Raw genomic sequence first — 13,510 nt, 5'->3', positions numbered from 1 at the left:
TGGATCGTTAGGTTAGGCTCGCTTTACTTACCCTGCTCACCTTAGGAGGAACCCCGATGCGGGTCGTCATGTTCGGCTATCAAACCTGGGGCCATCGCACCCTGAAGGCGCTCCTGGACTCCGAGCACGACGTCGTGATGGTCGTGACGCACCCCAAGAGCGAGCACGCGTACGAGAAGATCTGGAGCGACTCGGTCGCCGAGCTCGCCGAGGAACACGGTGTTCCGGTCGTCATCCGCAACCGCCCGGACGACGAGGAGCTGTTCCGGCTGCTCAAGGAGGCCGACCCGGACATCCTCGTCGCCAACAACTGGCGCACCTGGATCCCGCCGCGCATCTACAACCTGCCGCGGCACGGCACCCTCAACGTGCACGACTCGCTGCTGCCCAAGTACGCCGGCTTCTCCCCGCTGATCTGGGCGCTCATCAACGGCGAGCCCGAAGTGGGCGTCACCGCGCACATGATGGACGAGGTGCTCGACGCCGGGGACATCGTCCTCCAGCGCTCGGTCGCCGTCGGCCCGACGGACACGACCACGGACCTGTTCCACAAGACGGTCGACCTGATCGCCCCGGTCACCATCGGCGCCCTCGACCTGATCGCCTCCGGGCAGAGCGAGTTCACGAAGCAGGACCGGTCCCAGGCCACCTTCTTCCACAAGCGGGCCGAGGAGGACATCCGGATCGACTGGACCTGGCCCGCCGAGGTCCTGGAGCGCCTCGTCCGCGCCCAGTGCGCGCCGTACCCGGCCGCCTTCACCTTCCACAAGGGCAAGCGCCTGGAGGTGCTTTCTGCGGTCGTGTCCGAGGGCCTGTACGGCGGCACTCCCGGCCGGATCTTCTACCGCGAGGGCGAGGGCGTGGTGATCGTCGCCGGAGCCGACGCGCGCACGGGCCGCAACCACGGCCTGGCCATCACCCGGGTACGGACCGAGGACGGCCGCGAGCTGCCCGCGTCCGAGTACTTCACGGCCATGGGCGGCTACCTGACGGGCCGTCCCTGACGCCACGGGCAGCCCCTGCCGCCGCTGCGACCCCCGCCCGCCCCGGACGGTCCCGAGCCTGGCGGGCCCCCACCGCCGCACGGATCCCCTTCCCGCGCGGCGGTGGGGTTGTGACGGGTCGGCACTTCGGTACACATCCGGTGGACGACCACACGCCCTCGTGTCGTCACGGGTCTGCTCCCATCTCGGCACCGTCACCTCTCGACTGCGGCGGAATGCCGGGGCGGCCGACGCGGTCGATGAACCTGTTGGAGGCGCGCGGGCGAAGCCGCCTCACCCGGCGGGTGGTGACCGCCGTTCACATCACCAGGGCACTGCGCCGGCGTCGTCGAAGAACTGGCCGGTGGGGCCGTCGTCGGGCAGGGTCGCGAGTTTGATGGCGATCGCCGCGCCCTGTTCGGGGGTGCGCACGCCGCGGAAGCCGTTGAGGTCGGTCGCGACGTAGCCGGGGCAGCCGGCGTTGATCAGGATGTTCGTGCCGCGCAGCTCCCGGGCGTACTGGAGGGTGACGGCGTTCAGGAACGTCTTGGACGGCGCGTACGCCACGGCCACGGGACCCGCCGTCTGCTCGGCAGCGGTTCCCGACTGCCGGGTGAGGGAGCCGACACTGCTGGACATGTTCACGATCCGCGGTGAGGCAGAGCGGCGCAGCAGCGGCATCATCGCGTTGGTGACGCGGATGACGCCGATCACGTTCGTCTCCACGACCGTCCGGATGGTGGCGAGATCGGCCCGGGTGGGCTCCTGCGGCATGCCGCCGGCGATGCCGGCGTTGTTGACGAGCACGTCGAGGCGCCCCGCCCGTTCCTCGATCAGCCGTGCGGCGGCGGTGACGCTCGCGTCGTCGGTCACGTCCAGCGGTACGCCGAACGCGTCGACGCCGGCCGCGCGCAGTTGCTCCACCGCTGCCTCACGGCGCTGATCGTTCCGGGCTCCGACGCCGACGCTCCAGCCGAGGGCGCCCAGGCCCGCGGCGATCTCGTGGCCGATTCCCTTGTTCGCGCCGGTGACCAGACCAATCGTTCGTTCGCTCATGGGAGCCATGCTGCACTCGAACCCCGGCGGGGGGCCAAGACCGATCGGGTAGGCAGCGATACCGTCCAGGTATTGATCCGGGGTAGCGTGGCGGGATGGAGACCCGGGAACTGCGCTACTTCGTCGCGGTCGCTGAAGAGCTGCACTTCGGGCGGGCCGCGCAGCGGCTCGGGATCGCGCAGCCGCCCCTGTCACGGGCGATCCAGCAGCTCGAACGCCGGCTCGGGGTAACGCTGCTGGATCGGACCAGCCGCACCGTCACGCTGACCGAGGCCGGCTCGGTGCTGTTGGCCGACGGCCGGGCGGCGCTCGGCGCGGTCCACGCCGCCGAGCGCCGGACCCGCCGCGCAGGCCTTTCCGCGACCGGGCGTCCCGGCCTGGTCCTGGTGACGAAGGCCAGCGCGTCCAGAGAACTGCTGGCCGAACTGCTCGACGCGTACGCCGCCGAACCCGGCGCGGTCCCCGTCGACGTCATCCTGTGCGGCCCGGCCGAGCAGGAACGGCTTCTGCGCGAGGGCCGGGCCGACGTGGCGCTGTTGCACCGGCCGTTCGACTCGACGGCCGGGTTCGACAGCGAAGAACTCAGCACGGAGGGCCAGGTCGTGGTCCTGCCGGCCGGGCATCCGCTCACGGTCCGGGCCCATGTGCACATGGCCGACATCACCGCCCTGCCGGGCCTGCCCCTGCCACTCTGGCCCGGCCCGGACGGCACCTACCCGCCCGGCCCCGGCCCACAAGTCCGCGACCACGCGCAGTTGTTGCAGCTCGTCGCGCTCGGCCGGGCTTGCGCGGTCTCACCGGAGTCGTGCCGAGCCCAACTGCCCGGTGACCTCGCCGCCGTGCCCGTGCTGGACGCGCCGAAAGTCACCACCGTGATCGCCTGGCCACCGCACAGTCGGTCCCGAGCCGTCGCCGACCTTGTCCGCACTGCGACACGTCTCCGGTAGTTCCCCCATGCCTGGCCAGGTTCCATCCATCGTGGCCCGGCTCACCCGCTGAGACCTGCACGGCATGAACAGCCGGTGCCGGCCATCGCTCCCGAAGTGCCGACTGAAAGGCCTCGTCACAGGGGTTCAGCGGCGGACGCGGGGCATGCCGAGGCCGATCCACGAGATGATCTCGCGCTGGATCTCGTTGTTGCCGCCGCCGAAGGTGAAGATGACCGCGCTGCGGTAGCCGCGCTCCAACTCGCCGTGCAGGACCGCCCCGGCGGAACCGTCCTTGAGGGAGCCCGCCGCGCCGACCACCTCCATGAGCCAGGCGTACGCGTCGCGGCGCGCCTCGGAGCCGTAGACCTTGACGGCGGAGGCGTCCTGCGGGGTGAGGGTGCCGGCCTCGACCGCGTTCACCATCTGCCAGTTGAGCAGCTTCATCGCGTCGAGCCGCGTGTGGGTGCGGGCGAGCCTGCCGCGGACCCAGGAGAGGTCGATCACGCGGCGCCCGTCGGCGAGTCGGGTCCGCGCGGCCCAGCGCTGGACGTCGTGCAGGGCGCGGATGGCCATGGTCCCGTGGGCGGCGAGGGTGACGCGCTCGTGGTTGAGCTGGTTGGTGATCAGGCGCCAGCCCTTGTTCTCCCGGCCGACCCGGCGGCTCGCCGGGACGCGGATGTCCTCGTAGTGGCTCGCGGTGGTGTCGTGCGAGGCGAGCGTGTTGATGAGGGTGCAGGAGTACCCGGGGTCCGAGGTCGGCACGAGGAGCATGGTGATGCCCTTGTGCGCGGGGGCGTCGGGGTCGGTGCGGACGGCGAGCCAGACCCAGTCGGCGGTGTCGCCGTTGGTGGTCCAGATCTTCTGGCCGTTGACCACGTACGTGCCGGTGTCCTCGTCGCCCTCGCGGACGGCCTTGCACTTGAGCGCGGCGAGGTCGGTGCCGGCGTCGGGTTCGCTGTAGCCGATGGCGAAGTCGATCTCGCCGGCGAGGATCTTCGGGAGGAAGTAGGCCTTCTGCTCGTCGGTGCCGAACTGCATGATGGTCGGCCCGACGGTGTTCAGCGCCATGAGCGGCAGCGGCACGACGGCCTGCGCGGCCTCGTCGAAGAAGATGAACTGGTCCACCGGGGACATCCCGCGCCCGCCGTACTCCTCGGGCCACCCGACGCCGAGCCATCCGTCGGCTCCCAGCCGGCGGATGGTCTCGCGGTAGAAGCGCTTCTGCGCGGCCGGGTCCTCGTAGCGGGCGTGGACGTCCTGCGGGACCAGTTCGGCGAAGTAGGCACGCAGCTCGGTGCGCAACCGCTGCTGCTCGGGCGTGTATTCGAGGTGCACGGGCCCTCCGGGAGGTCTCGCGGTCCGTCGTCACTGGCGCAGGGCAGACTAGAACCTGTTCCAAGAATCCGGAAGGGTCCTCGGGTCGGGGTTTGCGGCGACCGCGCCGGACCGCTGACAGCGAGCCCCCGCCTGCCCGACAATGGCCCCTTGGATCAGGGGACTTCGATCGTCCGGGGGGATGCGTGGACCACGAGGCATGGCTACGGGAGATGGGCGGGCGCGACCGGGCTCCACAGCGCCCGGCGGTCGGTCCCGAGGCGGTGACACAGATCCACGAGCCGGGCGCGCTGCCGTTCGAGGAGGAGCAGCCGGGCCGGCAGCAGTGCTGGGACCGCATCCCCGCCGCCACGACCGCGACCCTGCTGGAGAAGGCGGGGAAGGTCCTGACCTGGTGGGCGTACCCCGAGCCGAACGGGCACCCGAGGGCGCTGGTGATCGGCGAGCGGGGGATCTGCCGCGTCGCACCGGTCATCCGGGCGGGCGTGCCCGAGTACCGGGGTGAGCGGGTCCGCCTGGAGCCCGGCTCGCTGCGGCGGCGTTCCTTCGACCACCGGCCCCCGAAAGTCGGCCGCCCCAAGACCCCCGCACCGGCCGCTCCCCCGCCGCCCGGGGTGCCGGTGGAGCGGCTCGACCTCGCTCCGGAGGCGCGCGGGATCCTCGGCCAGTTCCCGTTGGAGGTGCAGGACTTCCTCCAACGGCCGTTCCTGTCCGGGGCCGACCGGCAGGTGAGCGCCGACTGGTACTACGACGAGACGCGGGACGGGCGGCGCGCGACCCTGTTCATCGCGCTGTGCCTCCAGACCGAGCGCGCCTTGGCCGTGGTCGAGGCCACCCGGACGCTGGCCCGGGGCGCGCGCGTGGACCAGGCGAGCTGGCCGGCCGTCGAGTGCCATCAGGCCCGGTTGCTGCCGCGCTGACCGGCGTCCTGCCGGGCAGCGGTGGTCGCCGCCCCGCGAGCGGGGCGGCGGCGCTCAGTTCAGGGCGGTGAGCATGGCGGCGGCGGTCGTCGCCATCGCCGTTCGGGCCGCCGTGAGGTAGGGGCGCGGGTCCGCGGGCGTGAGGTGGGTGCGGATGGCCTCCGTCATCGCCACGTTCAGCGCAGTGCCGATGTTGACCTTGCGGATGCCGCCCGCGACGGCTGCCGCGAGTTCGGAGTCCGGGAGCCCGGAGGAGCCGTGCAGCACCAGGGGCACGTCCACGGTCTTGGCCAGGCGGGCGAGCAGCGCGTGGTCCAGTGCGGCGGTCCGGCTGGTCATGGCGTGGCTGCTGCCGATGGCGACGGCGAGCGCGTCCACCCCGGAGTCGGCGACGAACCGTCGCGCCTCGTCCGGGTCGGTACGGGCGCCCGGCGCGTGCGGGTCCAGCGGCGCGGCCCCGTTCTTGCCCCCGACCTCGCCCAGTTCGGCCTCGATCCACAGCCCGTTGGCGTGGGCCCAGTCGGCGGCGGAGCGAGTGGCCTCCAGGTTCTCGGCGTACGGCAACTGCGCGGCGTCGTACATCACCGACCCGAAGCCGGCGTCCGCGGCCCGGCGCAGCAGTTCGGAGCTCTTGACGTGGTCGAGGTGCAGCCCGACGGGGACGGCCGCCGCCTCCGCGCAGGCGACGGCCGCGCGGGCGATGGGGAGCAGTTGCCCGCCCCGGAACTTCACCGCGTTCTCGCTGAGTTGCAGGATCACCGGCAGGCCCACCTGCTCGGCGCCCGCGATCACGGCTTCGGCGTGTTCCAGCGTGATGATGTTGAAGGCGGCGACGGCGCGGCCGGCCTTGGCCGCGTCCGACACCAGGCCGCCCGCGGGGACGAGGGTCATCGGACCGCCTCCTGGCCCGTGGCGAGGATGACGGAGCGGGTCAGGTTGCGCGGCGCGTCCGGGTCGAGCCGTCGGTGCGCGGCGACGGCGAGCGCCAGCCGGTGGACGCGGACCAGTTCGGCGAGGGGGTCGAGGCGGCCCTCCACCCATGCGGCGCCGGCGCCGCGGACCTGTTCGGCGATGCCGTCGGGGGTCTCGCCGAGGGACCAGGTGAGGGTGCCGGGGCCGGTGACGCTGACGGGGCCGTGCCGGTACTCCATGGCCGGGTAGGACTCGGCCCAGGACAGGGAGGCCTCGCGCATCTTCAGGGCCGCCTCATGGGCGAGTCCCACGCTCCAGCCGCGGCCGAGGAAGGTGTACTGGTCGAGGGTCTCCAGCCCGACCGGCAGCGGTTCGGCGAGCGCGGTGCGCGCGTCGGCGACGACGGCCGGGGCATGGGCGCCGACGTGGGCCCGCAGCAGGGTGAGGGCGGTGGTGGCGAAGCGGGTCTGCACGACGGACCGTTCGTCCGCGAAGTCCAGGACCACGAGGTCGTCCGCGAGGGTCGTCACGGGCGTGGCCGGATCCCCGATGACGGCGGTGGTCGCCACCGCGGCGTCCCGAAGGCCGGCCAGCAGGTCCAGTACCTCGGTGGTGGTTCCGGAGCGGGTCAGCGCCACGACGCGGTCGTAGCGGCGGTGGCGCGGGAACTCGGAGGCGGGGAAGGCGTCCGTCTCGCCCTGACCGGACTCCTCGCGCAGCACGGCTGCGGCCTGGGCCATGTAGTAGGAGGTTCCGCAGCCGACGATCGCGACGCGCTCCCCGTGTCGCGGCAGCGATGTCCGGTGCGTCGTGGCCAGTTCGGCGGCCCGTTCCCAGCATTCGGGTTGTGTGGCCAACTCCTGCGCGACGTGACTCATACGGGCTCCCTGGTACGCGACGGGTCGCGGATGCGTTTTCTTGCAAGATAGCGGGCAGTTTCACGCAACTTCAAGCATCCACGGCGGTGAGCTGCTGGGTTAACCTCGACGCCGGGGCCGCACGAACGGCCCTTCGGAGCACGCACGAGGGGGGCCATGACCATGACCCGCAACGAACGCCGGCAGAAGCTGCTGGACCTGCTGGTGGAGGGCGGCGGGCTGGAGGTGGAACCCGCGGCGGAGGCGCTCGGCGTGTCCGCCGCGACCATCCGCCGGGACCTCGATCAGCTCGCGGAACAGCAGTTGCTCGTCCGCACCCGCGGCGGGGCGGCGCCGCACGGGGTCTCCTACGAACTCCCCCTGCGCTACCGGACCTCCCGCCGCGCCGCCGAGAAGGGCAGGATCAGCGAGGCGGTGGCGGCGCTGATCGCCCCGGGCGAGGTCGTCGGCCTCACGGGCGGCACGACCACCACCGAGGTCGCCCGCGCGCTGGCGGCCCGCGCGGACCTCGCCACGGGCTCCCCCGCCCTGACCGTCGTCACCAATGCCCTGAACATCGCGGGAGAGCTGGTGATCCGACCCCAGTTCAAGATCGTGCTGACGGGCGGGGTGGCCCGCCCCCAGTCCTACGAACTGACGGGGCCGCTGGCCCAACAGGTGCTCGGACAGCTGACCGTGGACACCGCGGTCGTCGGCGTCGACGCCTTCGACCCGGTGGACGGCGCCGCCACCCGGCACGAGGACGAGGCCGCCATGAACCGGCTGCTGTGCGAGCGCGCCCGCCGCGTGGTGATCGCGGCCGACTCCAGCAAGCTCGGCGTACGCGCCTTCGCCCGGATCTGCGCGGCGTCCGCCGTGGACGTGCTGGTGACGGACACGGGTGTGTCACCCGCCGTGGCCGACGCCTTCGCGAGGGCGGGCGTCGAGGTCCACCGCGCCTGAGCGGGGCGTACACCCGACGGCGACGCGCACCCCCGGGATGCCACCGGGAGGGTCCGGCCCGAGCGGACAGTGTGTCGGGCGGGCCTGCACCGGGTGAGTCAGTGCGTCGGCCGGGTCAGTGCGTCGGGACCCGTTCCGCCTCGCGCGACAGGGCCGCCAGCACGGGGGCGATCAGCGGGTGGGACTCGGCGCCCCGGCGGGTGGCGGCGAAGACCCGGCGGGTGGCGGCCGGGCCGACGACCGGGCGGACCTGGACCTCCTTGAGGTCCATGCCGCGCAGGGCCGAACGCGGGACCAGGGCGACGCCGCCGCCCGCGCCGACGAGGGCCGTGACGGCGCGGAAGTCGTCGGAGGAGTGCGCGAACCGCGGCTGGAAACCGGCCAGTTCACAGGCCAGCAGGGTCACGTCGTGGCACGGGTTGCCGGGGTACTGGCCCACCCAGTCGGAGTCGGAGAGGTCCGCGAGCGACACGGTGGGCAGGTCCGCGAGGGGGTGGCCGGCCGGGAGGACCGCGTCGAAGGGTTCCGCGTAGAGGGGGACGATCGACAGCCGGCCGTCGTCCGCGCCCGGGGCGCCGCGGTACTCCACCGCGAGCGCCAGGTCCGCCTCGCCGGCCAGCAGCAGCGGCAGGCTCTGGTCGCCCTCCGCGTCGCGGACGCGGAGCCGGATCCCGGGATGGTCCACCGCGAGGCGGGCGAGCGCCGGGGCGAGCACCTCCGCGATGCCGGTGGCGAAGGCGGCGACCGTGACCTCGCCCGCCGAGCCGCCCGCGTACGCCGCGAGTTCGGCTTCGGCGCGCTCCAGTTGGGCCAGCACCTCGTGGGCGTGCCCGACGAGGATCTCCCCGGCCGCGGTGAGCCGTACGCCCCGGCCGCTGCGGGTCAGCAGGGCGTGTCCGGTCTCCTGCTCCAGCGCGGCGAGCTGCTGGGAGACGGCGGAGGGGGTGAGGTACAGGGCTGCGGCCGCGGCGGTCACCGTACGGTGGTCCGCCACGGCCCGCAGGATACGCAGCCGGCGGGGGTCGATCACCCCGCCATTGTCTCAGGCCACAGCCGTCCCGAGCGCCGCACGGGCCTCGATGAACGCCGCCACCGCGCGCTCCACGTCTGCCGTGGAGTGGGCGGCCGACAGCTGCACCCGGATCCGGGCCGCGCCCATGGGCACCACGGGGTACGAGAAGCCGATCACGTACACGCCGCGCTCCAGCAGCAGCTCCGCCATCCGGGCCGCCTCGGCGGCGTCCCCGATCATGACGGGGGCGATGGCGTGGTCGCCGGGGAGGACCTCGAAGCCGGCGTCGGTCATCTTCGCGCGGAAGAGCGCGGTGTTGGCGGCGAGCTGCTCGCGCAGGTCACCGGCCGACTCCAGCAGGTCGAGGACCTTGAGCGAGGCCGCCGCGATCACGGGGGCGAGGGAGTTGGAGAAGAGGTACGGACGCGAGCGCTGGCGCAGCAGTTCGACGATCTCGGCGCGCGCCGCGACGTAGCCGCCGGAGGCGCCGCCGAGGGCCTTGCCCAGGGTGCCGGTGATGATGTCGACCCGGTCCATGACCCCGTGCAGTTCGGGGGTGCCGCGGCCGCCGGGGCCGACGAAGCCGACGGCGTGCGAGTCGTCGACCATGACCATGGCGTCGTAGCGCTCGGCGAGGTCGCAGATCTCCGCGAGCGGGGCGACGTATCCGTCCATGGAGAACACGCCGTCGGTGACGATCAGACGGCGGCGGGCGTCCTGGGCGTCCTTGAGCCGGGTCTCCAGCTCCGCGAGGTCGCGGTTCGCGTAGCGGTAGCGGCGGGCTTTGGAGAGGCGGATGCCGTCGATGATCGAGGCGTGGTTGAGGGCGTCGGAGATCACCGCGTCCTCGGCGCCGAGGAGGGTCTCGAAGACGCCGCCGTTGGCGTCGAAGCACGAGGAGTAGAGGATCGTGTCCTCCTGGCCCAGGAAGGAGGACAGGCGCGCCTCCAGTTCCTTGTGGACCTCCTGGGTGCCGCAGATGAAGCGGACGGAGGCCATGCCGTAGCCCCAGCGGTCCAGGGCGTCCTTGGCGGCGGCGACGACCTCGGGGTGGTCGGCCAGGCCGAGGTAGTTGTTGGCGCAGAAGTTCAGGACCTCGCCCGCGGCGCCGCCGGAGGTGACGCCGACGGACGCGTTCTGCGGGGTGCCGATGACGCGCTCGGGCTTGTGCAGGCCGGCGGAGCGGATCTCGTCGAGGGTGTTGCGCAGGTCCTGGCGGACGGTCTCGAACATGGCGGGCGTGCTCTCTTTCTCCTGGTGCGGCGGAGGGAGGGGGGCCGGGCCCCGCGGAGGGGGGAGGGTGTGCGGGGCCCGGCCGGAGGGAGATGGTTCGGGGGGATGGCCGCGGGCCGTCCGGGGTCGGGCGGGGAGGCTACGCCGTCCAGTCGAGGATGATCTTGCCGCTGCGGGCGGTGGACGCCTCGTCGAAGGCGGCCTCGAAGTCGGTGTGCGCGTACCGGCCGGTGATGACGGGGCTGAGGTCGAGCCCGCCCTCCAGCAGCACGGTCATCGCGTACCAGGTCTCGAACATCTCGCGGCCGTAGATGCCCTTGATGGTGATCATCGAGGTGACGACCTTCGCCCAGTCGACCGGGAAGTCCTGGGCGGGCAGGCCCAGCATGGCGATCCGGCCGCCGTGCGTCATGTTGGCGATCATGTCCTGCACGGCCTCGGCCCGCCCGGACATCTCCAGACCGATGTCGAAGCCCTCGCGCAGACCGAGGGTGGCCTGCGCGTCCGCGATCGTCGACTCGCGGACGTCGACCGCGAGCGTCGCGCCGGCCTTGCGGGCGATCTCCAGACGCTCGGGGCTGACGTCGGTGATGACCACGTTGCGGGCGCCGGCGTGCCGGGCCACGGCCGCCGCCATGATGCCGATGGGGCCGGCGCCGGTGATCAGCACGTCCTCGCCGACGAGCGGGAAGGACAGCGCGGTGTGCACGGCGTTGCCGAAGGGGTCGAAGATGGCCGCCACGTCGAGGTCGACCTCGGTGCGGTGCACCCACACGTTCTGCGCGGGCAGGACGACGTACTCGGCGAACGCCCCGTCGCGTCCGACGCCGAGGCCGATCGTGCTGCGGCACAGGTGGCGGCGCCCGGCCAGGCAGTTGCGGCACTTCCCGCACACCAGGTGGCCCTCGCCGCTGACCAGCGCACCGATCTCGATGTCCCGCACGTCGGCGCCCAGCGCCGCGACCTCGCCCACGAACTCGTGACCGAGCACGAGGGGGGTCTTGACGGCGCCCTGCGCCCAGCCGTCCCAGGCCCGGATGTGCAGGTCGGTGCCGCAGATGCCGGTGCGGAGCACCTTGATGAGCACGTCGCCGGGGCCGTACTCGGGCTCGGGGACGTCCATGAGCCACAGCCCGGGCTCGGCCTTGTGCTTGACGAGTGCCTTCATGAACGTGGCTCCAGGCATGCGGAGGGGAGCACCTCGGGGCGTGCGGGCCCGTGCGGTGTCTGACGTGCACCAATGTGCCGAGCGGGGTGGTGATCGGTCCATCGAGACTTTCTTAAGCGGGCCGACAGCGCAGCTTCACGCCTATGCTCCTCACCTGATGGGGCAGGGCCGGCCCGGGCAGTGCCGGGGGCGGGGGAAAGGGGAGGTGAGGGGCGTGCCGAGTCTGCGCAGCAAGGCGTTGTCGGTGGCGCTGATCGCGGTGGGGCGTCGAAGACGGTACGCCGGTGCCGAGGCCGTGCGGGCCAAGGTGGCGGAGTCCGCCAGGAGGCCCGCGTCGCATCTGCCGCCGCGTTCACTGGGCCGCGTTGCGGAGGTCTCGCGGGCCTTCGTCGGGGCGTGGCCGGTCTACGACGTGTCGCCGCGGGGCGTCGAGCCCGCGGCGCAGGTGTTGTACGTCCACGGGGGCGCCTACGTGGGCGAGTTGCTCCGGCCCCACTGGTCGTTGGTCCGCACCCTGGTGAAGCGGGCCCGGGCGCGGGTGGTCGTGCCGGCCTACATCCTGGCCCCGCGCGGGACCGCCGACCGGACCGTTCCGGTGGCCGCCGACCTGCTCAGCGGGTTGATCGAGAGCGGCGGGGCGGGCGGGACGGTGCTGATCGGGGACTGCGCGGGCGCCGGGATCGCCCTGGCCGCGGCCCAGCGCCTGCGGGAGCGCACGGGGTCGCAGCCGTCCCGGATCGTCCTGGTCTCGCCCTGGTTGGACCTGAGCGTGAGCCATCCCGGACAGGCGGCCGTCGAGCCGGGCGATCCGCTGCTGAGGCGGCCGGGGCTGGTCGAGGCCGGGCGCCTGTACGCGGGCACCCTCGCCGCCGACGACCCGAGGGTCAGCCCGCTGCACGGCGACCTCGCGGGGCTGGCTCCCCTGACGGTGTTCACCGGGACCCGGGACCTGCTGACCACCGACAGCCACGAGCTGCTCCGTCGGGCGCGGGACGCCGGCGTCGAGGTGGAGTTCCACGAGGCGGCGGGGCAGCCGCACGGCTACCCGTTCCAACGGGTGCCGGAGGGCCGGGCGGCCCGTGAGCGGATCGTGGCGTTGACCCGGGCGGTCGCCGCGCCGTGACGCCCCGGGCGGTGGGGGCGTGAGGGGCAGGTCTCGCACGGCCGGTCGTCCTCAGGCCACGCAGGTCATCAGCGAGCTGACCGGCCGGGCCCGGTAGGACGCCCAGAAGGCCTCGTCCCGTTCGGCGCAGGGGGGCGGGGTCCGCGCCGGCTGCCAGCCCGCCGTGGTGAACCCGGCCTCGACGGCCGCCTCGGCGAAGTCGGCGTGCGCCCATTCCCGGAACTCGACGTGCACGGGGGGCTCGGTGAGGAACTGGGCCCGTACCAGTGGCGCGTCCCCGTCGGGGTCGCGCGCCAGGACCCGGAGCCCGAACGGGGACCAGTCCACGCGCGGGAAGCCCCCGGCGTTCGGGACGATGGCCAGCAGTCGGCCGCCGGGCCGCAGGTTGGCGCGGATGGACCGGAACATGGAGTGCAGGGCGTGCCGGTCGGGTGCGTGGTTGAACAGGTAGAGGGCCGTGGCCAGGTCGAAGGGGCCCAGCTGCGGCATCGCGGCGGTTTCGGCGACGACGTACTCGATGGGCCCGGCCGGGCCGTCGTGGCGGGTCTCGCGGGCCCGTCGGATGCGTTCCGGGCAGTTGTCCACGCCCACGGTCCGCCGGGCCCCGCCGCTCGCGAGGAGTCGGGTGGTGCCGCCGTGTCCGCAGGCGAGGTCGAGGGTGTCGAGCCCGTGGACGCCGCCGAGGGCGTCCAGGGCGGTGCGCAGGGTGAAGGCGTCGGCCGCCGAGAAGGCGGTGGGGGGTGTCGGGCTGTCGTCCTGCTGTCGCATGTCCGCAAGCCTTCCCGGAGCGGGCCGGCGGAGGGTGCCGCACGCGGGTGCGTCCCTCGGACGGGGTTTCGGGTCGGTCCGTACGGCGTACGGGGCCGGGTCGTCGAACTCCCGCTTCCGGTGGGGCTCTGTCCCGTAATCGGTGGTAGCGGTGCGTTGCCTCCTGTCATGCTGAGGCGTGCTTGAAGTCAACGCCCTTGTGGGTGTGGTGTTTTCGGGACTTTCCGCCTTGGTCATCGAGAGTGTGGCGG

At 73.0% G+C, this 13,510-nt stretch carries 13 protein-coding genes; 5 read left to right on the top strand and 8 right to left on the bottom strand.

The features are described 5' to 3' along the window. Positions 1 to 56: 56 nt before the first annotated feature. A complete protein-coding gene (locus tag OTB19_RS03290) occupies positions 57 to 1,004 on the top strand; it encodes a methionyl-tRNA formyltransferase (RefSeq protein ID WP_267796372.1) in 948 nt (315 codons plus the stop codon). A gap of 303 nt (positions 1,005 to 1,307) precedes the next feature. Here the strand turns inward: OTB19_RS03290 and OTB19_RS03285 are convergent, their stop codons facing one another. Then, positions 1,308 to 2,039 (bottom strand): SDR family oxidoreductase, encoded by a 732-nt coding sequence (locus tag OTB19_RS03285; protein ID WP_267796371.1) that lies wholly within the window; start codon positions 2,037 to 2,039, stop codon positions 1,308 to 1,310. 95 nt (positions 2,040 to 2,134) lie between these two features. Here OTB19_RS03285 and OTB19_RS03280 point away from each other — a divergent pair, with 95 nt between their 5' ends. Next, positions 2,135 to 2,986, top strand: coding sequence for a LysR family transcriptional regulator (locus OTB19_RS03280; RefSeq protein WP_267796370.1), 852 nt, complete (start codon positions 2,135 to 2,137; stop codon positions 2,984 to 2,986). Positions 2,987 to 3,112: 126 nt separating this feature from the next. Here the strand turns inward: OTB19_RS03280 and OTB19_RS03275 are convergent, their stop codons facing one another. Beyond that, on the bottom strand, positions 3,113 to 4,303 hold the full coding sequence (locus OTB19_RS03275; protein WP_267796369.1) for an acyl-CoA dehydrogenase family protein: 1,191 nt from the start codon (positions 4,301 to 4,303) through the stop codon (positions 3,113 to 3,115). 185 nt (positions 4,304 to 4,488) lie between these two features. Between OTB19_RS03275 and OTB19_RS03270 the strand changes: the two genes are divergently transcribed. Continuing rightward, a complete protein-coding gene (locus OTB19_RS03270; protein ID WP_267796368.1) occupies positions 4,489 to 5,223 on the top strand; it encodes a hypothetical protein in 735 nt (244 codons plus the stop codon). Between the two features lie 54 nt (positions 5,224 to 5,277). On the opposite strand, the gene OTB19_RS03265 is transcribed toward OTB19_RS03270, so the two are convergent. Further along, the gene (locus OTB19_RS03265) at positions 5,278 to 6,114 is read right to left on the bottom strand and encodes a class II fructose-bisphosphate aldolase (protein WP_267796367.1); all 837 of its coding nucleotides are present in this window, start codon (positions 6,112 to 6,114) and stop codon (positions 5,278 to 5,280) included. Then, positions 6,111 to 7,013, bottom strand: a complete 903-nt coding sequence (locus OTB19_RS03260) for an SIS domain-containing protein (protein WP_267796366.1) — start codon at positions 7,011 to 7,013, stop codon at positions 6,111 to 6,113. Before OTB19_RS03260 ends, OTB19_RS03265 begins: the two co-directional genes overlap by 4 nt. 162 nt (positions 7,014 to 7,175) lie before the next feature. On the opposite strand from OTB19_RS03260, the gene OTB19_RS03255 reads away from it, so the two are divergent. Continuing rightward, positions 7,176 to 7,955 carry a DeoR/GlpR family DNA-binding transcription regulator gene (locus tag OTB19_RS03255; protein ID WP_267796365.1) on the top strand — a complete coding sequence of 260 codons (780 nt, stop codon included), beginning with the start codon at positions 7,176 to 7,178 and terminating at the stop codon, positions 7,953 to 7,955. A 115-nt stretch (positions 7,956 to 8,070) separates the two neighbouring features. Here the strand turns inward: OTB19_RS03255 and OTB19_RS03250 are convergent, their stop codons facing one another. The 3 genes from OTB19_RS03250 to tdh form a co-directional block, all read right to left on the bottom strand. Further along, entirely contained in the window at positions 8,071 to 8,985 is a 915-nt protein-coding gene (locus tag OTB19_RS03250) for a LysR family transcriptional regulator (RefSeq protein ID WP_267796364.1), read from the bottom strand. Positions 8,986 to 8,997: 12 nt separating this feature from the next. Continuing rightward, complete coding sequence (locus OTB19_RS03245; RefSeq protein WP_267796363.1) at positions 8,998 to 10,200, bottom strand: glycine C-acetyltransferase; 1,203 nt, start codon at positions 10,198 to 10,200, stop codon at positions 8,998 to 9,000. A gap of 139 nt (positions 10,201 to 10,339) precedes the next feature. Beyond that, positions 10,340 to 11,368, bottom strand: coding sequence for an L-threonine 3-dehydrogenase (gene tdh, locus OTB19_RS03240; RefSeq protein WP_267796485.1), 1,029 nt, complete (start codon positions 11,366 to 11,368; stop codon positions 10,340 to 10,342). A 214-nt stretch (positions 11,369 to 11,582) separates the two neighbouring features. On the opposite strand from tdh, the gene OTB19_RS03235 reads away from it, so the two are divergent. Continuing rightward, positions 11,583 to 12,491: an alpha/beta hydrolase fold domain-containing protein gene (locus OTB19_RS03235; protein WP_267796362.1), complete on the top strand. Its 909-nt coding sequence runs from the start codon at positions 11,583 to 11,585 to the stop codon at positions 12,489 to 12,491. A 51-nt stretch (positions 12,492 to 12,542) separates the two neighbouring features. Here the strand turns inward: OTB19_RS03235 and OTB19_RS03230 are convergent, their stop codons facing one another. Next, positions 12,543 to 13,259, bottom strand: coding sequence for a class I SAM-dependent methyltransferase (locus OTB19_RS03230; RefSeq protein ID WP_267796361.1), 717 nt, complete (start codon positions 13,257 to 13,259; stop codon positions 12,543 to 12,545). Between the last annotated feature and the right edge of the window lie 251 nt (positions 13,260 to 13,510).

The organism is Streptomyces sp. H27-H5 (assembly GCF_026627505.1).
Lineage (GTDB): Bacteria > Actinomycetota > Actinomycetes > Streptomycetales > Streptomycetaceae > Streptomyces.
Note: the sequence above shows the minus strand (reverse complement) of the source record. Positions and strands in the feature narration are given on the sequence as shown.

Bases quoted from the DNA above. Each gene is read 5' to 3' on its own strand.
- OTB19_RS03280 (WP_267796370.1), top strand. From the start codon at position 2,135: ATGGAGACCCGGGAACTGCGCTACTTCGTCGCGGTCGCTGAAGAGCTG.
- OTB19_RS03265 (WP_267796367.1), bottom strand. From the start codon at position 6,114: ATGACCCTCGTCCCCGCGGGCGGCCTGGTGTCGGACGCGGCCAAGGCC.
- OTB19_RS03230 (WP_267796361.1), bottom strand. From the start codon at position 13,259: ATGCGACAGCAGGACGACAGCCCGACACCCCCCACCGCCTTCTCGGCG.
- OTB19_RS03290 (WP_267796372.1), top strand. From the start codon at position 57: ATGCGGGTCGTCATGTTCGGCTATCAAACCTGGGGCCATCGCACCCTG.
- OTB19_RS03285 (WP_267796371.1), bottom strand. From the start codon at position 2,039: ATGAGCGAACGAACGATTGGTCTGGTCACCGGCGCGAACAAGGGAATC.
- OTB19_RS03260 (WP_267796366.1), bottom strand. From the start codon at position 7,013: ATGAGTCACGTCGCGCAGGAGTTGGCCACACAACCCGAATGCTGGGAA.
- tdh (WP_267796485.1), bottom strand. From the start codon at position 11,368: ATGAAGGCACTCGTCAAGCACAAGGCCGAGCCCGGGCTGTGGCTCATG.
- OTB19_RS03255 (WP_267796365.1), top strand. From the start codon at position 7,176: ATGACCCGCAACGAACGCCGGCAGAAGCTGCTGGACCTGCTGGTGGAG.
- OTB19_RS03245 (WP_267796363.1), bottom strand. From the start codon at position 10,200: ATGTTCGAGACCGTCCGCCAGGACCTGCGCAACACCCTCGACGAGATC.